General features: G+C 72.5%; 21 protein-coding genes. 15 read left to right on the top strand and 6 right to left on the bottom strand.

Going from position 1 to position 24,374, the window contains the following annotated elements:
* Positions 1-71: 71 nt before the first annotated feature.
* A complete protein-coding gene (locus tag D457_RS0120935) occupies positions 72-1,082 on the bottom strand; it encodes a DUF2867 domain-containing protein (RefSeq protein WP_017582631.1) in 1,011 nt (336 codons plus the stop codon).
* A gap of 41 nt (positions 1,083-1,123) precedes the next feature.
* Here D457_RS0120935 and D457_RS0120930 point away from each other — a divergent pair, with 41 nt between their 5' ends.
* Positions 1,124-1,723, top strand: a complete 600-nt coding sequence (locus D457_RS0120930) for a TetR/AcrR family transcriptional regulator (protein WP_017582630.1) — start codon at positions 1,124-1,126, stop codon at positions 1,721-1,723.
* 140 nt (positions 1,724-1,863) lie between these two features.
* Positions 1,864-2,487, top strand: a complete 624-nt coding sequence (locus tag D457_RS0120925; RefSeq protein WP_026116864.1) for a CueP family metal-binding protein — start codon at positions 1,864-1,866, stop codon at positions 2,485-2,487.
* Between the two features lie 166 nt (positions 2,488-2,653).
* Here D457_RS0120925 and D457_RS0120920 read toward each other — a convergent pair whose 3' ends face one another.
* Positions 2,654-3,238: a sigma factor gene (locus D457_RS0120920; protein WP_017582628.1), complete on the bottom strand. Its 585-nt coding sequence runs from the start codon at positions 3,236-3,238 to the stop codon at positions 2,654-2,656.
* A 325-nt stretch (positions 3,239-3,563) separates the two neighbouring features.
* Between D457_RS0120920 and D457_RS0120915 the strand changes: the two genes are divergently transcribed.
* The 3 genes from D457_RS0120915 (at position 3,564) to D457_RS0120905 (ending at position 6,466) form a co-directional block, all read left to right on the top strand.
* A complete protein-coding gene (locus tag D457_RS0120915) occupies positions 3,564-4,289 on the top strand; it encodes a GAF and ANTAR domain-containing protein (RefSeq protein ID WP_017582627.1) in 726 nt (241 codons plus the stop codon).
* 113 nt (positions 4,290-4,402) lie between these two features.
* Entirely contained in the window at positions 4,403-5,167 is a 765-nt protein-coding gene (locus tag D457_RS0120910; RefSeq protein WP_017582626.1) for a GAF and ANTAR domain-containing protein, read from the top strand.
* A 207-nt stretch (positions 5,168-5,374) separates the two neighbouring features.
* Positions 5,375-6,466 carry a GNAT family N-acetyltransferase gene (locus D457_RS0120905; protein ID WP_017582625.1) on the top strand — a complete coding sequence of 364 codons (1,092 nt, stop codon included), beginning with the start codon at positions 5,375-5,377 and terminating at the stop codon, positions 6,464-6,466.
* 211 nt (positions 6,467-6,677) lie between these two features.
* On the opposite strand, the gene D457_RS0120900 is transcribed toward D457_RS0120905, so the two are convergent.
* Complete coding sequence (locus D457_RS0120900; protein WP_017582624.1) at positions 6,678-6,959, bottom strand: hypothetical protein; 282 nt, start codon at positions 6,957-6,959, stop codon at positions 6,678-6,680.
* Between the two features lie 552 nt (positions 6,960-7,511).
* On the opposite strand from D457_RS0120900, the gene D457_RS0120895 reads away from it, so the two are divergent.
* Both D457_RS0120895 and D457_RS0120890 read left to right on the top strand, forming a co-directional pair.
* Positions 7,512-7,949, top strand: a complete 438-nt coding sequence (locus D457_RS0120895) for a DUF485 domain-containing protein (RefSeq protein ID WP_026116863.1) — start codon at positions 7,512-7,514, stop codon at positions 7,947-7,949.
* A gap of 32 nt (positions 7,950-7,981) precedes the next feature.
* The gene (locus D457_RS0120890; RefSeq protein ID WP_051072989.1) at positions 7,982-9,721 is read left to right on the top strand and encodes a solute symporter family protein; all 1,740 of its coding nucleotides are present in this window, start codon (positions 7,982-7,984) and stop codon (positions 9,719-9,721) included.
* Positions 9,722-9,743: 22 nt separating this feature from the next.
* Here D457_RS0120890 and D457_RS0120885 read toward each other — a convergent pair whose 3' ends face one another.
* A complete protein-coding gene (locus D457_RS0120885; RefSeq protein ID WP_017582621.1) occupies positions 9,744-10,802 on the bottom strand; it encodes a hypothetical protein in 1,059 nt (352 codons plus the stop codon).
* A 120-nt stretch (positions 10,803-10,922) separates the two neighbouring features.
* Between D457_RS0120885 and D457_RS0120880 the strand changes: the two genes are divergently transcribed.
* Both D457_RS0120880 and cas6 read left to right on the top strand, forming a co-directional pair.
* Positions 10,923-11,465 carry a DUF1697 domain-containing protein gene (locus D457_RS0120880; protein ID WP_026116861.1) on the top strand — a complete coding sequence of 181 codons (543 nt, stop codon included), beginning with the start codon at positions 10,923-10,925 and terminating at the stop codon, positions 11,463-11,465.
* Positions 11,466-11,643: 178 nt separating this feature from the next.
* Positions 11,644-12,591, top strand: a complete 948-nt coding sequence (gene cas6 / locus D457_RS0120875; protein ID WP_026116860.1) for a CRISPR system precrRNA processing endoribonuclease RAMP protein Cas6 — start codon at positions 11,644-11,646, stop codon at positions 12,589-12,591.
* 363 nt (positions 12,592-12,954) lie between these two features.
* On the opposite strand, the gene D457_RS0120870 is transcribed toward cas6, so the two are convergent.
* Complete coding sequence (locus tag D457_RS0120870; RefSeq protein WP_017582618.1) at positions 12,955-13,143, bottom strand: hypothetical protein; 189 nt, start codon at positions 13,141-13,143, stop codon at positions 12,955-12,957.
* 261 nt (positions 13,144-13,404) lie between these two features.
* Here D457_RS0120870 and D457_RS0120860 point away from each other — a divergent pair, with 261 nt between their 5' ends.
* From D457_RS0120860 to D457_RS0120835, 6 genes are read left to right on the top strand one after another with little or no spacing between them, the layout of a single operon-like run.
* Positions 13,405-15,240 carry a hypothetical protein gene (locus D457_RS0120860; RefSeq protein WP_394297049.1) on the top strand — a complete coding sequence of 612 codons (1,836 nt, stop codon included), beginning with the start codon at positions 13,405-13,407 and terminating at the stop codon, positions 15,238-15,240.
* On the top strand, positions 15,237-15,914 hold the full coding sequence (locus D457_RS0120855) for a hypothetical protein (protein WP_017582615.1): 678 nt from the start codon (positions 15,237-15,239) through the stop codon (positions 15,912-15,914). The genes D457_RS0120860 and D457_RS0120855 overlap by 4 nt, the downstream gene beginning before the upstream one ends.
* Positions 15,911-17,917 (top strand): type III-B CRISPR module-associated Cmr3 family protein, encoded by a 2,007-nt coding sequence (locus D457_RS0120850; protein WP_017582614.1) that lies wholly within the window; start codon positions 15,911-15,913, stop codon positions 17,915-17,917. The genes D457_RS0120855 and D457_RS0120850 overlap by 4 nt, the downstream gene beginning before the upstream one ends.
* Positions 17,911-19,764, top strand: coding sequence for an RAMP superfamily CRISPR-associated protein (locus D457_RS0120845; RefSeq protein WP_017582613.1), 1,854 nt, complete (start codon positions 17,911-17,913; stop codon positions 19,762-19,764). The genes D457_RS0120850 and D457_RS0120845 overlap by 7 nt, the downstream gene beginning before the upstream one ends.
* Positions 19,761-20,549: a hypothetical protein gene (locus D457_RS0120840; RefSeq protein WP_017582612.1), complete on the top strand. Its 789-nt coding sequence runs from the start codon at positions 19,761-19,763 to the stop codon at positions 20,547-20,549. The genes D457_RS0120845 and D457_RS0120840 overlap by 4 nt, the downstream gene beginning before the upstream one ends.
* On the top strand, positions 20,549-22,861 hold the full coding sequence (locus D457_RS0120835; protein ID WP_017582611.1) for a TIGR03986 family type III CRISPR-associated RAMP protein: 2,313 nt from the start codon (positions 20,549-20,551) through the stop codon (positions 22,859-22,861). Before D457_RS0120840 ends, D457_RS0120835 begins: the two co-directional genes overlap by 1 nt.
* Here D457_RS0120835 and D457_RS0120830 read toward each other — a convergent pair.
* On the bottom strand, positions 22,782-24,320 hold the full coding sequence (locus D457_RS0120830) for an MFS transporter (protein ID WP_051072986.1): 1,539 nt from the start codon (positions 24,318-24,320) through the stop codon (positions 22,782-22,784). The two genes, D457_RS0120835 and D457_RS0120830, sit on opposite strands and share 80 nt — an antisense overlap.
* Positions 24,321-24,374 lie beyond the last annotated feature (54 nt).

Raw genomic sequence — 24,374 nt, 5'->3', positions numbered from 1 at the left:
CGGCTCCGGTGGCTGATCCCGGGGCGCCCCTACGCCCCTACGCCCCTATGCCCCGGCGCCCTGGTCGCCGGTCAGCCCTGAGCCCGGGCGCCGATGCGCGCTGTCCGGGCCCGTTCGGCCAACCGGTCCGCGGCGCGCCGCAGCATGGCGCGGACCACGAAGGGGTGCAGGCGGCGGACCACCGCCCAGTACAGCCGCCCGCGCCGGTTGTTCAGGCGCACCACCGTGCTCAGGGTGACGGTGCCGGAATCTTCCTCGACCAGGACCGAGGCCCGAAAGTCCAGGTGACCGGAGTCGGTGCCCAGAAGTACCTCGCCGGGGCGGGACGCGACCGTGTCGAAGGCGGTCCGGCCCCCGCGTTCGATGCCGACCAACCCCACCAGCGCCTCGCGCAGCAGGAGCAGCGACAGCACCCAGCGGGGCGGGTCGCGGAAGACCGCGTCCGCCCACTCCCGGGGGTCGGTGCTGATGCCCGGGCGCAGGCCGACGGAGAAGGCTCCTGCGTGGTCCGTCTTCTCGAAGGCCGTGCGGGCGAGCCGCGCCGCTTCCGGTACCGGACAGGACCGGGCTCGTGGGCGTGCCACGCGGCGGAGCAGGCGTACCCACGGTGACCAGCGGCGGGCCGTTGGACGCTGCCCGGTCGCGGCGTGTTCGGCGTTGTCGAACAGGTCCTCGATCAGGGCGTCGTGGATCGGGCGGATCACCAGCGGCCACATCAGGAGTGTGCTTCCGCGCGGGCTCGCCTCGATGTGGTGGCGCAGCATCGAGGAGCCGTCGGGGCGTGGCTCGACGGTGAACTCGTGGAAGCCCCCGAGCCCCGTCCGCTGGCCGAACTCGAACCGCACCCGGCGTCCGGGCTCGTACTCGCTCACCCGGTAGCGGATCGGCCCGTGCCCGCCGTCGGCGCCGACCGATAGCGGCCGGTCCAATCGCAGCGGCATCCACTCCGGGTTCGGCCACAGCCGGTCCCGGTCGCCGCCGAGTGCGGCCATCAGATCGCCCCATGCCTCGGGGGGCGCGGAAACGACCCGTTCATGAGTGTTGCGGACGAGTGCCACGTGGACCTCCATCGAGTTCACCATACGGTACCGTATGGTGCTTTTCCGTACGGTACCGTATGGCTATGGCCGACGAAAAGACCCGCAAGCGACTCACCGCCGAGGACTGGGCCCGCGCGGCCATGGCAGCGATCAGCGAGGGCGGTCTGAGCGCCGTCGCTGTCGAGCCGATCGCTGCCCGCCTGGGCGCGACCAAGGGCAGCTTCTACTGGCACTTCGCCAACCGCGACGCACTGATCGCGGCGGCGCTGGATCTGTGGGAGCGCGAGCACACCGAGGCCGTGGTCGCATACGTGGAAGCCGAACCGGACGCTCACGCCAAGCTTCGGAGGCTGTTTAGGGACGTGACCGTCTGGGCCGCCAGCGCAGCGGAGAACCGGATCGAGGTCGCCCTGCTCGCCACCGCCTCGCACCCGCTGGTGGCACCCGCCGTCGCTCGCATCACCGAACGCCGGGTCTCCTATGTAGCCTCCCTGTACGAGGAACTGGGCGCCTCACCCGAGCGGTCACGGCATCAGGCCCTGCTCGCCTTCACCGCCTGGCTCGGTTACATGCAGCTGGTCCACGCGACCCCCGGGGTACTGCCCGGTGGCGCGGGTGCTTCGGCCTACCTCGACTTCGTCCTCGACCAGTCCGTCACCCCCCAGGGGATCGCAGACGGTTAGCCGCCCGGGCGGCGGGACCCGGGGTCGAGGCCGTCTCCCGCGGTGGTCTTCGGTTCGCATCCGTTCCGGGCGTAGCCGGACGCCGACTGCCGGGCGTAGTCTGGCGCCGGTCGACGCCGAGAATCGGATGGGAAACAGTCATGAGGTACACGGCAATGGCCGGGCTCGCCGCCGCGGCACTCGTGCTCACAGCGTGCGCCGGCTCAGAGGAGCAGAGCGCTCTCCCGGACGAGACGGGCAACGGGACAGCGGGTGAGGCGGCGCCGGAGTCCGGTCCGGGTGCGGAGCTGCTGGCCGAACACGGCCTCGACGGTCTGACCGCCGAGGAGATCGTGGACCGCCTGGACCTGCTGCCGGTGGACGAACGCCCCACCGGCCTCGTCGCCTCCGTGCGCTCCGACGTCCTCGTCCTCGCCGACGGGCCGGAAGGGGAGGAGGTCGAACTCGGCCTGCCCGAGGACCTCTTCTACCTGTCGATGGCGCCGTACGTGGACCACACGCACGACTGCTTCTTCCACAGTCTCACCTCCTGCCTGGGGGAGCTGCGCGGTGAGGCAGTCGCCGTGACCGTCACCGACGACTCCGACGGCACCGTCCTGGTGGAGGAGGACGGCACCACCTTCGACAACGGGTTCGTCGGGTACTGGCTGCCTAGAGGCGTCGACGCCACCGTCACCGTCGAGCACGAAGGCCGGTCCGGCACCGCACAGGTCTCCACGGGCGAGGACGACCCCACCTGCCTGACCGCTCTGGAACTCAGCTGAGGCCGCTGCCCGCACACGCCCCGTGCCCGTGGGCGGTGCCGAGTGGGTAGAAGCGGGCGAAGAAGTGCGGGGCGAGTGGTGCTCGCCCCCGCGAAACACCGCGCGCCCCACGTAGGGGAGACCACCTGCTCAGGTCAGGGGCATGGCGGATCAGCGCCGACCGTCGTCACCACCGGTCCGCGTCGATGGCGGTGTTGAGGGAGGACACGTCCGGGCCGCGGTAGTCCGCCATACGCAGATGCGCCCGCAGGTGCATCAGCCCGGAGTGGATCATGGTCGCCACGGTCTCGTGCGGCACCCCGAGGACGGTGCTGATCTGTTCGGAGGTGCACCCCTGGTAGTAGGCCAGGAGAACGGCCCGGCGCCGCGTGGCGATGGAGAGGTAGGCGTTCGGATCCGGTTCGGCACCGGCCGGACCGGTGGACGCGGAATCGATCCGGGTGAGAGCGGTGTCGCTCGGAGAGGAACGGAGCCGCTCGACCACCGTGCGCTGCGTCAGTGCGATCACCCAGGCCAGCGCCGAACCCTGGGCCGGGGTGTACTGGCCGGACCGGTGCCACACCCGTATCCACACCGCCCGGGTGACCTCCTCGGCCGCCTCGGGATCGCGCAGGACGCGCAGGACCAGGCCGTGGACGGTCGCCGCGCCGCGATCGTAGAGGTGCGCGAACGCCTGTTGGTCACCGGAACCCGTGCGCGTCAACAAGTCGTCGAGACCTGTCGGCGGGTTGGGGTGCGCGAAAGTCTTCATGGGCGGTCGCCCCTCGAGCCGTCGGACATATGTCTTTCGGCCGCCGGTCTTCTGGGGCAGCACACCCGCACTTCGTGCCCGGGGCCCGTGCGCGGATCCCGTTGACCCGGGCCGCGCGGTGCTTACGGGAGACGAAGGAGAGCCCTCAACTCTTAGCACGTGTGGCGCAGATCGCACAAGCTGACCGGATCCCGTGCGGCCCGTGCGAGACTCGTAGGAGCAGACACCGGGCCTCCGCTCCTTCCTCGCAGCTGTTCCCCGAGTGCCGTTGCTGTCGGCTCCGGCCGTCTCCACCTACCAGGAGGAGGAATGCGGTGCGTAGCCAGTGAGTGTTCCGCAGAGCCCCGAGGAGTTCCTCCAGCGGGTGTGGGTCGCCGTCGCCGCGTCCATCAGCGGCGGTTCCGGCGGAACGGAAGTGCTGGCGCTGGTCGGGCGGGTGTGCACACAGCTGCTTCCGGTCGACGGCGCCTCGATCTCGATGGTGGCCGGTGCCCGAACGAGGGAGGCGCTCTACTCAGGGGACGAGACGAGTGACCGGATCCAGCGGTTACAGGTCAGCCTGGGCGAAGGGCCCTCCTACCAGGCGTACGCGATGCGCAGACCGATCCTGCTCCCCGACCTCGCCGCCGACCCCGGGACGCGCTGGCCGGTGTTCGCCACCGAGATCGGCGCCTATCCGGTCGGTGCCCTGTTCGCCTTCCCGCTCCAGCGCGGAGCGATCACGATCGGGGCCCTGGACCTGTACCGCCGTCAGCCGGGATGGTTGTCCTCCGAGGAGGTGACCATCGCGCTGCGCATCGTCGACATCGCCACGCTGGCCTTGCTGGCACTGCGGGTGGACTCACTCCAGGGGGAGTGGGTCGTGGCCCTGCCGCTGGAGCGCGCCCAGGTCCACCAGGCGACGGGGATGCTCATCTCCGGGCTGGGCGTCACCGCGGAGCAGGCGCTGGCCAAACTGCGGGCCCACGCGTTCGCCGTCGGGCGCATGGTGGACGAGATCGCCGACGACCTGGTCTGCGGCCGGATCCTCCCGGCCGACATCGAACTCTGAGGAGCGGGTGTGAGAGTACGGACACGCGCCATGGCGGCGGACACCGCGCGCGGCATCAGACAGGGCACGGAGCAGGACCGCGCCGAACCCGGAGCGAAAGCAGAGGAAAGCCCATGAACGACTCACTACCTTCGGGCACGCGGCGGGAGTCGGACCTCGTGGGCGCTTTTGTCCAGTTGGCCGACACCCTGGTCGACGACTACGACGTCCCCGAGGTACTGCACCAGCTCGCCACCCACAGCGTCAGCCTCCTGCACGTCTCCGCGGCCGGACTGATGCTGTCCGACCAGAGGGGCAGCCTACAACTGGTCGCCTCCTCCAACGAGCGGACACGGCTGCTGGAACTGTTCCAGCTCCAGACCGACGAGGGACCCTGCGTCGAGTCCTTCCGGACCGGCGAGACGGTCACGGAGGCCGACCTGTCCACGGCCGGGGGTCGCTGGGCGGTCTTCACACCCCAGGCCCTGGAACAGGGGTTCAGGGCCGTGCACGCCGTCCCGCTGCGTCTGCGCGGCGACGTCATCGGCACACTGAACCTCTTCAACCAGTGTGCCGGAGCTCTCTCGGCCGAGGACGCGCAGGTCGCCCGGGCGCTCGCCGACATCGCCACCATCGGGATCCTCCAGGAACGCGCGATCCGCCACGGCGAGGTGCTCACCGAGCAGCTCCAGGGCGCGCTCAACAGCCGGGTCACCATCGAACAGGCCAAGGGGCTGCTCGCCCACGCAGGAGGGCTCGACATGGAACAGGCCTTCCAGGCACTGCGCCAGTACGCGCGGTCCAGGCACACCGGGCTCAGCGACATCGCCCACCGGCTGGCCTCCGGGCAGCTCCCTCCCGACCTGGTCCTGAGCCCCGGGAGCGGCGACGGCACCTGAGCACGCGCCCTCCCGGACAAGAAGAGACTCCGGGACGCAGCCGGTGTTACGCGACGTTCCCGGACCGCACACCGAACTCAACCGCGGCCTAACCTCCGCGAAACCTCGGGCCACCACAGTGGAACCACGTCGGTGCGCGTCCCCCGCCGCGCCCACAGCGTCGTGACGCGGCGGGGGGAGCACCTTCTCCACCAGGAGGTTTGGCCCATGAGCCTGTGGCGTATCCGTACCGCGGTCGAGGACCGCCCCGGCGGCCTCGCGGGGGTCGTCGGCACCCTCGCCGAACACGGCGGGAACATCGTGGGACTGGCCATCCACACCGACGTCTCCGGGGTGGTGGACGAGTTCGTCGTGGACATCCCCGGAAACCACGGCGCGGCCGTCCGCGCACTCACCGAACAGTGCCCGGCCGGTACCGTGACGGCGGTCGCCGCCGGGCGGCGCGAGGTCGGCGACGACGTCACCCGGGCCCTGCTGCTCACCGCGCGGCTGCGCTCCCACCCGAACCGGCTCCCCGAGTCCCTGGCCGAGCTGCTGCTCGCCGACGACGCCCGCTGGACCAACCTCACCCCGGAGGACGCCGAGGACGTGGCCCGGGGCACCTCGATGCTGGTCCCGGTCGGACCCCTGCGCGGGGTCCTGGTCAGCCGGGCCTCACACCCCTTCACCTGGACAGAGTCGAGCCGCGCCGACGCACTGGTGCGCTCGGTGATGCCCTCCACCGGCCCGGTGCCCACCGACCGCGTCATCCGCACCGCGGACGGCGCGGCGCTCTCCCTGCGCCAGGTCCGCGAGACGGACGCACCGGCCCTGAGCGACCTGCACCGCCGCTGTTCACCGGACACCCTGCGCAACCGGTACTTCGCGGGGATCAGCGAGCTGGGCCCGCGCATGCTCCGGGTGTTCTGCGACGCCGGACGCGGCCTGACCATCGCGGTGCGCCCGCAGGGTCAGGAGGAACCGATCGCCCTGGGTCACCTGATGTACACGCTGGACCCCGGGGTGGGCGAGATCGCCTTCCTCGTCGAGGACTCCTGGCAGGGGAGCGGGGTGGGCACCGCCCTGACCCGCGCGCTCACGGTCATCGCCGGCGACTGGGGGCTGGCCGAGGTGCGGGCCGAGACCACGCTCGCCAACACTGGGATGCTGCGGATCATGCGCCGCCTGGGGGCTTCGGTACAGACCCAGGAGGGTGTGTACGTACACGCCCGGCTGCCAGTCGCCGCGGCGGTCCAGGGCGGACTCGGTGAGGAGAGCCGCAAGGGCGGCCAGGTCGCGCGCCTGATGGGGTCGGCGTGACCGGGCCTGCGTGATGGCGCCAGCGCGAGGGGAGCCGTGTGACGGATTCTCCCGAGGACATCCGCCCGGTCGGACCCCGCTTGAAGGGGCCCGGCCGAGGGCGGATACGAACGCGGGGGTCGGCGGCCACTGGGGGTGTCGCCGACCCCCGCTTCGCGGTTGACGCGATGAGGTCGTTCTCGCGCGGCCCCGAGGGACCGCGCAGGTGAACCTAGTCGTCCTCGCTGTCCGCGGCGGAGTCGGAACTCTCGGGCTGCTCGGTCTTCTCGGCGGCGGGCGCGGCCTTCTTGGTGACGCGGCGCTTCTTCACCGGACGCGAGTAGTCGACGAGGGGCTCGTAACGGGTCTCGTGCTCCTTGAAGCACTCCTCGCAGGCGTCGACCTCGCGGACAGCGCCTTCCCAGGCGAACTGGATGACCTCAGTCGCCTCGACCTTCTCCTCGCGAACAGCGTGGGGATCGCAGTACTTGCGCGTGAAGACCTCGGTGACCACGGCGGGGATTTCCCTTCGGTATCGCGTGAACTGTGCGGACCCCGTAATCATACACATGTACGAACGCGGAAACGGGTGTTGAGCCCGGTTTCCGTGATGGGTCGGGGTCGCCCCGAAGCCTAGCGAAGTCGGAGGGGTCGCTGCGCCGTCCCGCGGCGCGTGTGGCTGGGATGACCAGGCAGTCCGTTTGGGATGCGCACTGTGATCCCGGTCGCCGTCCGGTCTTCTTCGGGGTGGGGCGGGCGTGGGTATTTGGTCCGGGCTGTGGTTCGGCAATGCCCTTCGTCCCTTTTCTCATTCTCGCTCACCGTATTTGTGCCAGCCGATTTGTGTATTTGGTGAACACGCCGCGCGGAGTGTCGTTAGTGTGATGCCCACCCTGGGGAGAGGGGCGTCCCGCGACGGTGACGACTCGCCCCGGGAAACCGGCCGACGCGCCCTTGGCGGCGCGCGCCGGTGAAAGGCCGCAGTCCGTGGGGGAGCGGATTGGGCGCCACAGACAAGGGCCCCGCTCGCGCGGGGAGGGACTTTGCCGTGTTCGGGGGGATGGCCGTGGTCGAGTACATGGAAGGCACGTCCAGAAGGCGTGGTGACGGCGCGGGGGAATCACCGCGACCGGCTGGTGGGAGGTCGGCCCGCATGCGGGCCGAGGCGGATATGGCGCATGCCTGTGAACGCATGTCCGTCGACCCGCGTTTTGTGAAACTACGAAGGAGATTCGCACTTCAGGCGGGGGTGCTGGTCGGCGCCTTCCTGATCAGCTACATGTCCTATCTCCTCCTTTCCGCCTACGCGCGCGATTTCATGAGCGTGCAGATCGTCGACTCCGTCAACGTCGCCCTGCTCATGGGTATCGGACAGTTCCTGCTCACCTTCGTGCTCGCCTGGGCTTTCGGCCGTTTCTCCGCCCACTCCATCGATCCGCTGGCCGAGGAGATCCGTGACCGCGCTCGCGACGAGGACACGATCAACGGACGGGTGATCGGCTGATGGACACCGGTACCCTCGATCCGGGCAGTGCCATGTATTCGGGCAGCGCCATCCGTCTTCTGGACACCGCCGCTCCCGACCTGGGCAGCGCGCTCGGCGGTCAGTTCGGCGTCGCGCACGCCTGGACCGTCGGCCTGTGCGCCCTGTTCGTCCTGGTCACCCTGGCCATCACCATCCGCGCCCGGCGCACCACCAAGGGCGCCGTCGACTTCTACGCGGGCGGTCGCGGCTTCTCCAGCACCCAGAACGGCCTCGCCCTGACCGGCGACTACCTGTCCGCCGCCTCCTTCCTCGGCATCGCCGGGATGATCGCCCTCCAGGGCTACGACGGATTCCTGTACTCCATCGGCTTCCTGGTGGCCTGGCTGCTGGTGCTGCCCATGGCCCAGCTGATGCGCAACACCGGCCGCTTCACCATGGCCGACCTGCCCGCCTTCCGCATGCGCCGGATGCGCGTCCGTCTGGCCTGCACCGTCTCCACGGTCACCGTGTGCGTGTTCTACCTGGTCGCCCAGATGGTGGGTGCGGGCGCGCTGGTCGCCGTCCTGCTCGGACTGCACGACGGCGGCACCTTCCTGGGGCTGAGCGCGGGCCAGGCCCGCACCGGCGCCATCGTGCTGGTGGGCGTGCTGATGATCGTCTACGTCATGTACGGCGGGATGAAGGCCGCCACCTGGCTGCAGATCATCAAGGCCGTGGTGCTGCTCAGCGCCACCGGCCTGCTCACCGTCATGGTGCTGGCCCTGTACTCCTTCGACCCGCGAGCCCTGCTCAGCGGTGCGGCCGAGGCCAGCGGACACGGACAGGCCTTCCTCGAACCCGGTCTGCGCTTCGGCGTCGAGGTGCCCGGCGAGGCGGCGCAGACCTTCTTCAACAAGTTGGACCTGATCAGCCTCGGCCTGGCACTGGTCCTGGGCACCGTGGCCCTGCCGCACATCCTCATCCGCTTCTACACCGTGACCGACGGCCGCGCGGCCCGCTCCTCGGTCAACCGCACCATCGTCATGGTCGGCGCCTTCTACCTGATGACCCTCGCCCTGGGGTTCGGCGCCGCCGCGATCGTGGGCTCCGAACGCATCATGTCCCTGGACCCCTCGGGCAACTCCGCCGTCCCGATGCTCGCCGAGGAACTGGGCCGCCTGGCCGCGGGCCCGGTGGGCGCCGCGGTACTGCTCGCCCTGATCTCCGCGGTGGCCCTGGCCACCATCCTCGCGGTCATCGCCAGCCTCACCCTGGCCTCGTCGTCCTCGATCGCGCACGACCTGTTCGGCCACATCCTCATGTGGGGGCGCCCGCGCGAGTCCCAGGAGGTGAGCGTGGCCCGCTTCTCCGCCTGTGTGATCGGCGCGATCTCCATCGCCCTGGCCGTGCAGGCCCAGTCCCAGAACGTCGCCTTCCTGGTCGGGCTGGCCTTCGCCATCGCGGCCGCCGCCAACCTGCCGGTCATCGTCCTGACCATGTTCTGGCGCCGCTTCAACACCAAGGGCGTGGAGTGGGGGATCTACGGCGGGCTGTCAACGACCCTGCTGCTGATGCTGTTCTCCCCGGTGATGTCCGGAAAGACCGACCCGGTCACCGGAGAGAACCTGTCCATGCTGCCCGCCTGGATCGACATCCAGTTCTTCCCGATGGAGAACCCGGCCCTGGTCGCGGTGCCCGTCGGGTTCGCCTGCGCGGTCATCGGCAGCCTGCTCTCCCCGGAGCGCAACAGCGCCCGCTTCACCGAACTCCGGGTGCGCTCCCTCACCGGCTGGGGCGCTGACCGCGACTGACCGGCGGTGCCCGGGGAGAGGGTCAGCCGCGGCTGCGCGGCCGGGCCGTCGCGAGGGACTCGGCTACCTCGCCGAAGAAGCCGGGCAGCTCGGGCAGGGCGCGGGCGAGGTCGTCCCAGCCTCGGGCGAGCTCCGCGGAGTGTTCCGCCACGGAGACGCTGTCGGCCCGGCGGACGGAGCGCACCAGCGCCCAGAAGACCGCCGCCACCAGCGGCCGGGCCAGTCCGCGGCCGCGCACGTTCAGGTCGCCGGAGACCGACCAGAGCCCGTTCGGGCCCGGGGCGGGCACCACCTCGCCGTGCGCCCGGACCAGCCTGTGCTCCACCTCCAGGGTCACCGGGGGAGCGGTCGCACCTCCGGCGGCCGCCGCGAACCAGCCGCGCAGCTCCACCCGTGCGGTGATCCGGGCGCGCAGCAGGCTCGAACCCCAGCGCGCCATCGCGCTCTCCATCGGAAAGCGCATGTCGGCGTGGACGGTGAGGGTCTCCTCCGCGCGGTCGTGGACCACACTGCCGGTGGTCACCGGCGGGGCGCCGTCCTCGGCCGAGGCGGCGTCCTCGCGCATGCTGAAGTCCACCGAACACACACCGGACTCGTCCCAGGCGGTCACGGTCAGGTCGGTGCCCAGCCAGCCCTCGCCGCCCTCGGCGAAGAGGGGTTCGCCGTCGGCGTCGACCTCGGTCGCCAGATAGGTGCTGCCGGGGACCAGGTGTTCCCCGGAGAGCAGCCGCAGCGTGAGGGTCGCCTCGCGCACGGCGGCCTCGTCCGAGCGGTCCTGCTCCCAGAGCTCCCGTTCGGTGTCACAGCCCGGGGCCCCGGCGGGCTGTTCCGGATCCGGGAGGTCGGCCAGCCGGGCCTGGTTCCGGCGCTCGCTCTCCTCGCGCTCGGCCTCGGCGGGGACGATCCCCAGTTCCTCGGCCCGCCGTTCCAGGCGCTCCGACTCCTGCTCGGTGGGCAGGATCAGCTCGCCCGTGTCGTCGAAGCGCGCACTACGCAGGACCTCGTGCACCGCGGACACCGCCCGGGCGACGTCCCCCCGGTCCACCGGTGTCAGGTCCAGGGTGTGGCTCAGGCGGGGCATGTCCCCTCCGCTTCGATGTTGGTCAGTGTGGCCAGGCCATTGTGGTCCCTGCTCGCACGGAGGGACAAGCGGCACCGGGCCCTGGCCTGGCACAGCCGACTGTCACGGGTCTGCGGCACCATGGCTGGTATGACCAGACACATCGTGCTGCTGCGCGGGATCAATGTCGGCGGGCACCGGAAACTGCCCATGGCGGACCTCAGAGCCCTGTTGGCCGGGCTCGGGTACACCGACGTGGTCACTTACATCCAGAGCGGCAACGCGGTGGTCGCCGCGGACGAGCCCGACCCCGAGGTGGTGGGAGCGGCCGTGCGCGAGGCGGTCCATGCGCGGTTCGGCTTCGACGTTCCCGTGATGGTGCGCCCCCTGGAGCAGTTCCGTGCGGTGGTCGCCGCCAATCCCCTGGACGTGGCCGACCCCTCCGTGTTCATGGTGCTGTTCTGCTCCGAACCCGTGGACACCGCCGGTCTGACCTCGATCGACCTGGCCGCCTACCCCGGTGAGCGCATCGCCATCACGCCCACGGAGGTGTTCACCTACCACGAGTGCGGTGCCCGCGAGGCGAAACTGCCCGCCGTGGTCGGACGACACTGCCCGGGGGAGATCACCGCGCGCAACTGGCGTACGGTACTGCGTCTGCTGGAGATGGCCGGAGGCTCCTGAGGGCGCACGAGCGTCCCCGGGAACGGTGCCCGCGAGCGACCGGGGCGGTCGGCGGCGCATGTTCGTAGCTGAGGGCGTGTGGGAGCCCGGTTGCGCGGGACTGTCCGAGAGAAGTCATCGGTGAACTGAGTACGGCGGGAACTATCGCCGTCATGACCACGTGAAGGGGTGGTGTGCGGTGCCCAGACGGTGGACCGTGATCCTGCGGGACCAGGCGGACACGGCGCGGCCGATCCGGCCCGAGGACTGTCACGGGCTGCTCAACCGTTGGTGGCCCCAGCCCGCGTCCGAGCACGCCGCCGCCAAACGCTGGGCGATGAACGGCTGGCTCCGCCCCCTGGGCGATCGGCTGCACCACTGGACGCTCACCTGGTTGGACGACGAGAATCCGGCGCCCCTGGACCCGGGGGAGCTGGTCGGCTCCGCCCAGCGGGTCGGCGACCACGTCCTCGAACCCCTCTCGGTCACGCGGACCTTCGACTCCTCCTACACCGAAATGCTCACCGAGACGCGCGGCCCCGCCGTCGTACGCACCGCCGAGGTGCGCACCCAGACCCCCGTGGTGATGAACACGAGGGACGCCACCGGTGAGCGGGTCCCGCACATCTGGCCCAACCCCCGGCGCCTCTTCGGCGCCGTGCACCGCTCCAGCGGCGAGATCGTCGGCGGCAGCGGCGCGGTGGGCGCGGTGGCCCGGTTCGCACCGCCCGCCCTGGCCGCCTCCTGGCTCGAAGAAGCGCTGACCGACCTGGCCCAGGTGCGGCGTTCGACCCTGCCCGGGCAGGAGGTACGGCTGGCCGAACACCACCACGCGGAGAGCCGGACCGTCCTGGGCTGGCGCGGCGGGCTGCATCTGGAGGCGGTCGGCGGCGGACACCGCGGCACCGCGACCTTCGCGGCCCTGTTGGAGCTCCTGGAGCTGGCCGGTGTCGGCAAGTACACCGCCCAGGGGTTCGGGTCGGTGCGGGTGGACACGGTCACCCAGAGCCAGCGCGCGCCCCAGGTCCCCGCCCCGCGTTCGGGTCGGGCCACACGCCGGGTGCGGCGCAACCCGCCTCGGGCGGCCGACAGCCGGGCGCACGCGGTCGCCGAGGCCGAGGACTTCGGGGGCACGTTGTTCGACTGACCCACAGACCGCCGGTTCCCGCCCGAGGACGGCGGGCGGGGGCCGGTGCCCCACCCTGACGGCTGTTCGGCCGCCTCCATGGCTCCCACCCGGTGGACGGGGTGGGAGCCTCCTTCTTGTTCTGGTCCGCTCTGCGGGACGCCGTGCCGTAGGCGGGCACCGCGCTGTCGGCCTGCGCTGAACGGTCCGCCTGATCGCCCGCCTGATGGCCCGAGTGCGCTGCCGACGGGGTTGCTGGCAGCGCACTCCGTTCTCGGCGGGCCCAGGGCTCTCGGCGGGTTCCAGAGGTGCGGACGGCCCTGCGCCTCTCGTGTCCAGGAGCCGGGGCGTTCTCGGCCTGTACGGTTGCTCAGGCCGAGCGGATCAGGCGCCGTTCTCGTGGGGCATCGGCCCCGGCGGCGTGCGCCCGTCGCCCTGCCGCAGGGAGCGAGCCAGGCCGAGCAGGTGCGGGACGAGGTCCTCCGGGGTCAGCGCGGGACCGGTCCGCTTGCCGGCGGAGGGCCGCTCGCGCTCGGATCGGGAGAGCTGGTCGTGACTGTGCGGGGTCGCCATGGAGGGCCTTTCCTTGCTCTGGACGCTGTTCCGGACGGGGACGGTCCGTGCACTGAGCTCTCTCGGACAGACACGGGCGGTCGCGCGCCCGCAGGGGCACGAGTGACCGGAAGGGGCCAACAAGATGACGCGGGCCCGTGACACCTGGTATCGGTGGTGCTGACGGCGTCACCGTCCGAGAGAGGTCAGCAGGACACCCGCTTCCCGTTCGGCGCCCCCACGCCGTCCCCGCCGTCCCCCGGCCATGAGGAGTCCGTCGCGGTGACCCAGGCCCCCGAGCACCGACCGACCGAACCCCGCACTCCGGGCCCCTTCGTCCCCGAACACGCCCATTATCCAGACCACTCTGGCGCCCCACCGGTCAGCGGGGTGCTCGTTGGCGTGGACCTGCGCGGGATCCAGGCCTACGTCTACAGCGGCCGCCGCATCCTGGACGCCGTGGGCCGTGCCGCCCTGGTCGCCGAGCTCACCGACACCTCCGACCCCGTCCACGGGGTGGCCGACCTGGTTCCCCCGGGCAGCCTGGTGCTGCGGGACGCGGGCGGGGCCCTGACCCTGGTCGTGGCCGATCCGGCGGTGGCCCGGGACTTCACCGGACGCTACACGCGCAGGCTCCGCGACCGCGCGGGGGGCCTCACCCCGGTGGTCGCCCACGTCCCCTACGGGCCGGGAGCCGTCCCGGTCCCGGGGGAGCCGGCCCTGCCCGACCTCGACACCGCGCTGGCCGAACTCCCGGTCCGGCTGCGCCGCGCCCGCCGCCACATGTCCGCGCTGCACACTCCAGCGCACGGTTACGGGATCACGGCTGTGTGCTCGGTCAGCGGCGCCCCGGCCGAGGCCGTGGACAGCAGCAGGCCCCTGGGCGACCGGGGGCGCGTGCACGAGCGGGTGGCCGCCGACGTCGCCCGGGCCCGGGGGATCGGCCGCCGCTGGCACCGTGCGCACAGCGACGCCTGGCTCGCGGGGGCGGGCTCCGCCGACGGCTCCGGACTCGCTCTGCCGATGGAGGTGGACCGGCTCGGCCGCGATCACGGCGAGGTGAGCCGGGTCGCGGTGGTGCACCTGGACGTCAACGGCCTGGGCACGATCCTGGGTGAGTACCGCGAGCGAGCCGGCGACCCGGAGGTGCCCGGTTCCGGTGCCCTGGCCCAGAGAGCGCTCTCCACCCGGATCGCCGGACTCACCGAAGGACTGGCCCGGGCCCTGGTGCACGCGGTGGCCGCCACCGTCCGGACGGAGCCGGGACGAGCCCCCACCGTTCCGGGCACCGGTGCGGGCGGACCCCTGACCCTGGACCACGAACCACCCGGCCCGATCCGCTTGCCGGTGCGGCCGATCGTGGTCGCCGGAGACGACCTCACCGTGCTGTGCGACGCCCGGCTGGCGCTGAGCATGGTGCGGTACGCGCTGGAGTGGCTGGACGCCGACCCGGAGGCGATCGGGGACCCCGGGGATCCCAGGGTGGCCCTGCACCGCGCTCTGGCCCGTGCCCGCGTCCCGGGCCGCACCGTGGCCACCGCCGACGGCCGCCGCCACACCACGTGCGTGCCCACCGTCGGTGCGGGGATCGCGGTGCAACCGGTGGGCGCCCCGCTCTCCCTCGGGTACGACCTGTGCGAGGCCATGTGTCGCCTGGCCAAGGCGCGACGGCTGGCCGCGGCCGCCACCGACCCGACCGCCGCCCAGGAACACGTCGTGGCCTGGACGACCCGCTTCGACGGGGTCGACCGGGTCGTGCGCCGCTTCGAACTCGCCCTACGGGCCGAGCGCCCGCGCACCGCCCTGCCGATGACCGGCACCGCCTTCGCCCGTTTCCTGGACCGCTACCTGTCCGCACACGGCGGTCTGGTCGCGGACGGCGACACCCGCCACCGGGGCTGGCTGGTCTCGGCGCTGGTCCCCCTGCTGGAGTCCGGTGCGGACCCCGCCCCGGAACTGGCCCGCCGCGCCCACGTGACCGGGAACCCCGTGGCGCTGCCCGAGGGGTGGACCCCCGGGGAGCTGCTCGACGCGGTCGGGGTGATGGATCTGCACGTGGATCCGGGACTGTCCGCGGCACTCGACCCCCGCCTGCCCGCCGGAGGTGGGCCGCGATGACCGATCCGGACCGGATCGTGGTGCGTCTGGCCTCTCCCGCGCTGTTCGTCGGGGCCAGCGCGGACGGCACGGGAGCCGACACCGACGTGGTCACCGACGAGCACGGACTGCCCTACCTGCCCCGCCACCGGCTCGCCGCCCGACTGCGCACGGGCGCGCTCAGCGCTCTTCGGGTCGCCCCGGACCTCGCCGAAGCGGTGGACCAGGTATTCGGCCGGAGCCGCTCCCACGGTGCTGACCGCATCCTGAGGACGGGCCACGCGGTCCCCGGCGACGAGGTGCGCGCCGCCGTCGCCCACGCGCTGGCGGGCCGCGCCGAACCCATCCGTTCCACCCTGCGCCGGGCGGTCACCGACGCGCACACCACCCTGGAATCGGGGATCGAGGTCGGCCCGCACGGTGCACCCGAACCGGGACGGCTGCGCACCAACCGGGTGCTCCTGCCCGGACTGGTCCTGATCGCCCCCCTGACCTGGGCGGTTCCGCCGGAGGAAGAGCACTGGCGCTGCCTGGCCCGGGCCTGTCTGGCCACCGATCAGATTGGCCGGAAGGCCAGCCGGGGCCGCGGCCGCGTGGACGTGCACCTGGCCCTCCCCGACGACCCGAACCCCCGCGCCACCACCCTGGCCCTGGCCGCGCCCCCGGCCCGGGCAGGGGAGGCCCCACGACCATGACCTCCACCCGATCCCTGCCCCCCGATCGAACCTCCACCCCCGCCGAGCACCTGGACCCCACCCACACCGAGGGGCCCACCCCCTCCCCCCACCCGCACCCCCTTCGTCTCTCGGAGCTGACCCGGTCCGTGCACCCCGACCAACCCGCCCACCTCCCTCGGCCCCTGAACTCGCAAGAGCACGCAAGTCCCGAACAGCGCCTGCCGTCCGATCCCGTGAGTGCCTATCTCCCCCTGCGCTATGTGCTCACCGACTCCTTGGCGGTGCGTACTTCCTTCGACCCCCTGCGGGTGGACTCCGAGACCACGGTGAGCGGGCGCGCACAGCGCGGCATGCTCGCGGCGGCCCTGCAACGGGCCGGGCTGGAGAAGGAGCTCACCGCATGGGTGGCGAGGGGTGAGCACGTGCGTTTCGCTCCGGCCCACCCTCGGCTCGAACAGCACGCTCGGGACGGGGTACAGGTGGTCGCCCACCCGCCGCCCGCCCACCTGTACACCCCGGGAAAGGACGGGGACACCCTCGTGGACGTGTTCGCCCCCGGAGCGGATCGGCCGGGCGTCCCCTACCGGGCGGTCCGCGATCCGCTCACCCCGGACCGGTCACTGCGGGCGGCCGTGCGCACCACCGCCGAGCGTTATCTCGGACGCTCCCGAACCGGGGAGACGGGCCGGGGCGTGCCCTTCTTCACCACGAGCCTGGACCCGGGACAGGTCTTCGAGGCCCGGTGGCAGTTGCGCGGCCCCGACCACGCCTTCCTGCGCGGCCTCGCCGAGCGGATCGTCACCGTCCTGACCGACGCCGAGGGCACCCTCACCCTCGGGGGCGGCGGCACCCGGGCCCACGGCGGGGTGACGGTGGGGCCGGTCCGCCCGGACCGGCTACTGTCCCCGGACCGGGTGGAGTGGCCGGGGGCGGACCGTTCCCGGCGGGCGGGGGAGGAGGTCGACCTCCTGCTTCTCTCGCCCGCGCTGCTGGTGGGCGAACAGGGCCAGGGCCGCCCGCACGCGTTGGTCCCCGCGGTACACGAACTCCTGGCCCGGCGGTTGCCCGGCACCGCGGTGGCGGTGGTGGCCGCCCATGTGGAACCGGTACTGGTCGGCGCCTACCACCGCGCCTACCGCGGCCCGATGGCCCAGCGGTGGGCCGCTGCCCCCGGCTCAGTGGTGCGGTTGCGCGTGGAACGGGAGCTGACCACCGCCCTGGTCCGCGACCTGGAGGCCCACCCGCTGGGCGAGCGCCTCGTGGACGGGTACGGCCAGTTCGCCCTGGTCGACCCGCCGCCTCACCCCGAACCGCTCCCACCGACCTCGGAACCGATCACCGCGCGCAGCGAGGGCACCGTCACCCTGCCCGACGGGCGGGTGCTGCCCGCACCCGCACCGCTGGCCCCCGAATCAGATTCCGAGTCGGGCACCCTCTACGACGAACTCCTGTGGAACGCCGCCGCCCAGCGGGTCCGAGACCACGCCCGGGCCCTGGCCCAGGCCTCGGTGCACACCCTCGCCCCGCTCACCCCCAGTCTCCTGGGGCGGTTGCGCGAGGTGGTGTCCCACCCCGACCGCACCGCTGACGAGGCGTTGACCGCTCTCGGGGACACCCTCAACGGTGAGGATGGCCGTAGCGCCCACAAAATCCTGCGGGAACGGGCGGTGCGGGCACTGGAACGGGCCCGGCTGGTCCACCCGGGGGAGCAGCGTCCGGTCGCGGTTCACACCTGGCTGAGCGGGCTCTCGGGCGGGACCGCCGCCGTCGCCTGGTGGCAGCGGAACCGCCCCCGGTTCGTACAGGACCCGGCCTACGCCCAGGCGCTGGCCGCCGTGGACCTGGCCTCGCCCGACGGTCTGCCCCCGACCACCCGGGAGAGCGCTCTCTCAGCCGGCGCGGAACAGTGGGAGCGCCGCGCCTCGGCCCGCCTGTGTCTGCTGCTGGTCTCCTCCTGGCTGGCCGAGGCCGCGCGAGTCCTGCGTACCGAACCGGACCGGGCCGGAGCCGCGCAGTGCTGAACACCGGCCCCGGCCCCAGCCCCGAGCCTGCGCACGGTCCCGGACCGGCCGGGCCGGTCTGGGAGTTCGCCGTCCGGCTTCTCCTGCTCACCGACACCCACATCGGTGCGGCCCGGGCCACCCCCCGGCACACCGCTGAGAGTGACGTGGACCTGCACCTGGACCGCGATCCGCGCACCGGGGTGCCCCGGCTGCGCGCCACCACCCTCGCGGGCCTGCTCCGCCACGAACTGCTCGTGCGCACCGCCGACCCCGTCGGCGCCGCCGCGCTGCTGGGGTCCAGTGACGCGGGGGAACTCACCGAGGAGAGCGCTCTCACGACGCTGCCCAGCCCCCTGGACATCGATGACTCCCACGCCACCCTGCCGGAGGAAGCCGGTGTCACGGTTCGCGTGGGCAGCCGGGTGGACCCGGCCACCGGCAGTGTGTACCCCGGTCGGATGTGGCAATGGGAGGTCCTGCCGGCGGGCACGGTTTTCACCGCTCACCTGCGACTGCGTATCACCGCACCGGCCGAGGAGGCCCATCTACTCACCCTGCTGACCCTGGCCGCCCGAGGGCTGGGCGACGACGGCCCGGGCATCCGGATCGGCGCCCGTTCGGGCCGGGGCCACGGGGCGGTCCGGGCCGTCCGCTGGGTCGCCCGCCGCCACGACCTCACCGACGAACACGGATGGTTCGCCTACCACGCAAGCGACTGGTCCACCCGCTGGCAGGAAGGGCAGGCGGCCCTCGCCACCCCCGCCGACCAGCCCACCGAGCACCCTCCCCACCGACGCGAATCCACCAGAGAGCTCTCTCCTGGGGTTCGGCCTGATCAGGGACAGACCTCCGGGATCAGGGCTTCGGAGGACCAGGCCTCAAAGAGCGCTTTCCCGAAGTATCGTTCCGGTGCGGAGCTGGCCGGGCTCCTGGATGTCCTGCTGCGCGAGAACGGCCGGGACGCTGCCGCGGCCCGTCTGGCGGCCCGGGCCGTGGGCGTGGACCGTCGGCATCGGGCCGAACTGCGCATGCGGTTGCACGTGGCCGAGCGCCCTGAACCCCTTCCCACGGGGCGGCCACCCCTCTCCCGGGAACTGCGACCGGGGCTGCTGATGATCGGCGACATCCCCGCGGACGACCGACTGGCCGAGGTCGACCGCGCTCACCGGCGACGCCCGGTCGTCACCGGCACCGGCTCCGAGATCGGGAACCCGGCGGTGGAGCTGCGTCCGGTTCTGGGCGACACCGCACTGTTCGCCCTGTTCAAAAGGATCGGCGGTCGGCTCGTCCGCGACGCGGCCGAACACCTGGCGGGGGAGGAGACTGACTGGCGGGAGTGGCACGCGTACTGGTGGGGCGCGCAGCCACACACGGGAGGGGGCGACCAGCGCCTCGACCCCCCGCCCGCCCCCTCCCGTGTGCGCCTGCGCGCCACCCCCGCCCTCACCGGTGGTGCGGCCCTGACCACCACTCGCCTGACCGTGGACGCACTGTTCGGTGACGCCGTGGACGGGCGCTTGTTCACCACCGACCTGCACTGCGGCGGGTCGGCCGAGGTGGTCTTCGACGTCACCGAACCTGACGACGCCGTCCGGGGGCTGCTCGCCCTGGTCGTGCGTGAGCTGGCCACGGTCCCCCTGGACACACTCGGCGCGGGCTCGGGGAGCGGAAACGGCAGGCTCGTCGCCACCCGCGCGGTGCTGGTCAGCCACGAAGGGGACGGCTCCGCACCACAGGAGGTGGACCTGATCGCCGCCCTTGCGAACCCGCACGGCCGCGACGCCGAGGTCGCACGCGGTTGGCTGCCCGCCCTGCACCGCAGGATCTCCGCACCCCGACCAGTCGATGATGGGGATTTTTCATGAACCGGCACTCCCACGAACCTCCCGCTCCGGTCGGAGTGGACGTCAGGGGGCTCTCCGCGGCGATGATCGACGAGGTCCTCGACGACGTGTTCGTCCGGGCCCGGCGCTGTCGTGCGCTCGACGCGGCCGGGCCGCCGGGAACCTCCGGTGGTCCCCAGTGGTTGCTGGCCGAGCTCGGGGACGGGCGGATCACCGGGGCTTGCCCCGGCGACCGCTGGTCCCGCTCGGACACCCCGCCCACCGAGCACCTCTCGGCGCCCTCACTGGATCCCGGCACCGACCGGTGGCGGGTGCTGGAGGTCCTGGTGTTCGGTCCGCACGCGCAGATCCGCCTGGGTGAGGGGGCGGGATCGGGGTGGGTCAGCGCCGAGGGGCAGGGCGACGTCCCGGAGTGGTTGCGCCCCCGCGACCGGTCGTTCCTGCTGCAGGGGTGGCCCGGGGCGGACCACAGCCGCACGCTGGAGGGGGACGTGCCCCGATCCGTGACCAGGGAGCCGTCAGGGGCCGAGGCGGTGCTCCCGGTGGCCTGGACCGATTTCTCTGGGCGGCTCCGGCCGTTGCCGGAGCGGGGCCGGGGCGCGTTGGAGAGCTCCGGGACCTGGCTGACCGTCCGGGAGTACTGGGCGGCCGACCCCCTCACGGGCGCGGTGGGGGTGGCCTTCCACCGGCTCACCGGGCTGCGCGCCGGGACCAAGCCCACCGGCCCTGAGTTCGACGTCGGCACCGGTGACCAGGTCGAACCCGGGGGCCTGGATCATGGCCGGGGGCAGGAGGAGGAGCGCTGATGGTGGATCCGAGACAGATCGCTGCCGGAAAGAGCCCTCACCAGACCACGGCTCCCTTTCGCGCCACAGCGCCCTACGGCCTGGTCCGGCTGGCCGAGGCCCCCGTGCCCGCGGCCGCGCTGCACCCCGACCACGACACCCGGGAGCTGCTCCGCTCGCACGACCACACCGTCCCGGGTACCCGTACCGGGTGGATCGATCTCACCCTGACCACCCTGACCCCCACCTTCGTCGGCCAGGCCCCGGGCCGGGGCCGCGTGCACCGCTCCGCCCGCTTCCCCCACGGAGAGCGCTCTGTGCCCGTCGTGCCCGGCTCCACCCTGCGCGGCCTGATCCGCAACACGCTGCGCATGCTCACCAGCGGTGAGAGCGGCCCGGTCAACACCCCCATGCTGTTCTTCCGCGCCCCGGTGCGCGTAGATCCCGGCGGCACCGACACCTCCTTGTCCACGCGCGCTCGCCAGGTCATGGCCCAGCAGCACGACCACTACCGCAAACGCCGCGCCGGGACGCACACCAAGCAGGGTTTCCTGTACCGGTCACCCCAGGACACGGGCTGGTACGTCGTCGAGGTCCCCGCCACGACGCTCGAGCCCGAACCGGGCCGGGTGCTCAAGGTGCCCTTCGAGGTACTCCGGCAGAGCCTGCGCACCTGGGACTTCGGGGTCGGGGACTTCCCCGACCCGCCCCGGGGCAACACCTACGTGCCCACCACCCACGAACAGCACGGCCGGCTCCAGCACCGCTGGGTCCACGCCGTCCACCTGCCAGGGCAGCGCGGGGTCGCCGCGGTCGCCCCCACCCGCGGCGAAGCCCTCGCCCACCTGACCGCGCACACGGGGTCCGGCGGCGGTGGCGGGGTGATCCCGGCCCTGGTGGTCCTGACCGGGGCCGCCGCCGGGGAGCGGCGCAACGCCTACCTGTTCCCCCAGCCCCCGAACCTGCGTACCGGCCGGCTCCCGGTCCCCGACGCCATGGTGGAGCTGTTCGAGTCCGCCGAGCAGGTCACCGACTACCAGCGCGTGGCCTTCCCCGAGACGCTGGGAGCCGGGGGCAGCGACCCGGCCCGGCCGCCCGTCGCCGGGACCGGGGGCGGCGGACTGCCCCGGCGGAGCCTGGAACCGGTCTGGTTCGACGTGGACCCGTCCGGCCACGTGGTCTCCTTCGGCCGCTCCGGCGGTTACCGCATCGCGGTCAGCGACGACAACCCGATCCGCCGCGCAGTCCCCGGTCCGGTGCTCGGCCCCCAGCACGGTGACCCCGACCGCGCCGACCGGGCGGGGCGCACCGTGGACGTGTGCCGGGCGGTCTTCGGCGACGTCGACGTCTTCGCCGGGGAGGCGGGGGCGCTCAAGGGCAGGGTCTCCTTCGGCCCCGCCCTGGCCACCGAACCCGGCCACCCGGTTCTGCTCCCCGGCCACACCGACAACCCCCACCACCACGACCCCGGTCCCGACTACCCCGACGGCGCCACCCTGCGCGTCCAACTGCTCTCCCCGCAGCGCGGCTGCTTCGCCAACTACCTGGTCCAGGGCCCCGACACCGCGGCAGGGGAGCGACCGGACATCGTCACGTGGTCCCACGAAGGACGCATCCGCCTGGGCGGATACAAGACCTACCTGCACCGGCACGACCCCCGCCTCGGCTCGCCCGTCCGCTACGACGAACGCGCCCAGGACGAACTCGGGCTCGAGGTGATCCCCGCAGGATCCGAGGCCGCGCCGCCCCGGGACACCCAGCGCGACATCGTCCCGCTCCGCGACGGTCTCACCCTGCGCTCCCGCATCACCTTCACCAACCTCACCGACGCCGAACTCGGCGCGCTGCTGCGGGCGCTGCTCCTGGCCAACCCGGTCGACGGCGGAGACCCCGCCGGCCCCGAGCACGCCCACAAGATCGGCATGGGCAAGTCCCTGGGCATGGGCAGTGTGCACCTGCGCCCCGAACTCCACCTGGTGGACCGCCGCGCCCGCGCCGCCGACCTGTCCCTGGACCCCGCCGCGGGGGTCACCGCCGCCACCCCCGGACAGGTCACCGCCTTCCTGGACGCCTTTTCGACACCCCTGGCGGAGTACCGTGCGGTCGATGACTGGCGCCAGGTGGACCAGGTGGTGGACGTGCTCCTGGCCAGTCGTTGGCGCGGGCGCCTGCCGTGGTCGGAGACGGCGGTGATGTCCCTGCGCCAGTTCGCCGAGTACCCGGTCCTGCCCCCGCTCACCGAGCGCTTCCGGCTCACCGAACACTCCGGGAAGCCGGGGCGGCCTGAGAAACCCGGGCAGCCCGGGGAGCCCGGGGAACCAGACGCAGGATGAGCAGCCCCACGGCGAACGACACCGCGCTGCCGATCACCACCGCCACATGCATCCCACTCAGGAACGCCGCCCGCGCGGACTCGGCCGCGCCCTCCGCCAACCCCGAAACCGCCAGGGTCTCGTTGAGCGTGCCCGCCACATCGGGGCCGCTCAGCCGGAAGACCAGAGCCGCCGTCGCGCCCAGCAGGGAGATGCCCAACGCGTTGCCGAGCTCGTTGCTGGTCTCGGCGATCGCGGCGGCCGCCCCCGCCCGTTCCGGCGGCACCGCCGACACGGCGACGTCGGCGACCACGCTGAATGAGATGCCGTACCCGATGCTCGCGATCATGGTGGAGGCGACGAACCAGCCGACCCCGGACTCCGTGCCCGCCAACAGCAGGAGCGCCAGCCCCGCCCCGGCGAACAGGTGCGCGGCCGCCAGGGCGATCCTCCTACCGATCCGTTCGAAGAAGCGGGGCGTCACGACGCACGTCACGGTCAGTACCAGGGCGCCCGGCACCGCCAGCAGGGCGGCGGTCAGCACGTCCAGCCCCAGCACCGACTGCAGGTAGATCCCGGTGAGGTAGCTCGCCGCGGCCCACACCAGCAGGGACAGCAGTCCGGTGACGATCGCGAAGGCGAAGACGCGCTCCCGGAACAGGCCCAGCTCCACCAGCGGGTGTTCGAGCCGGTGCTGCCTACGCAGGAACCACCACACCAGCGCGACCCCGGCCAGCCCCGTGAGTGCCTGGTGCCAGCCCAGGCCGTGGCTCGCGGCGTCCTTGAGCGTGTACACGGTCAGAAGCAGCCCGGCGGAGGACAGCACCACGCTCAGCACGTCCACCCGTCCGGGCCGGGTCCCGCGGACCTCCTGCAGCATGGCCGGGGCGAACACCAGGAAGAGCACGACCACCGGCAGGTTGATCAGGAAGACCGACCCCCACGGGAACACGCTCAGCAGCAGCCCGCCGGTGACGGGCCCGATCGCGAAACCGGTGGCGAAGGTCGCCGCGAAGATCCCGATCGCCTGCGCGCGTTGCCGGGGGTCGCGGAACAGTTCGCTGATCACCGCGAGCCCGGAGGGCAGCAGGGTCGCTCCGCCGATCCCCATCAGTGCGCGGAAGGCGATGAGGGCTTCGGGGGAGGAGGAGAGCGCCGCTCCGGCCGAGGCCGCGCCGAACACCACGGCACCGACCGTCATCAGCCGCAGGCGCCCGTAGCGGTCCCCGACGCTGCCGAAGGTGATGAGCAGTGAGCCCACCACGAAGCCGTAGATGTCGAGGATCCACAGCGCCTGGCCCGCGCTGGGGGAGAGGGACTCGCTGATGCGCGGCATGGCCAGGTGGAGGATGGAGTTGTCCATCGCCACGAGCAGGACCGGGCCCAGGACGACCAGCAGGCCCAGCCACGCACGGCGGTCGGATCGTGTACTCGGGGCGGGTGAGGTGAGCTGTTCGGTTGGGGAGAGTCGTTCTGTCATGGCTCCGACGGTGCCCGCCGCCCCGGGCGCCGGCCAGACCACCGCCGTGGGTAT

It is taken from the genome of Nocardiopsis valliformis DSM 45023 (assembly GCF_000340985.1).
Classification (GTDB): Bacteria; Actinomycetota; Actinomycetes; order Streptosporangiales; family Streptosporangiaceae; genus Nocardiopsis; species Nocardiopsis exhalans.
Note: the sequence above shows the minus strand (reverse complement) of the source record. Positions and strands in the feature narration are given on the sequence as shown.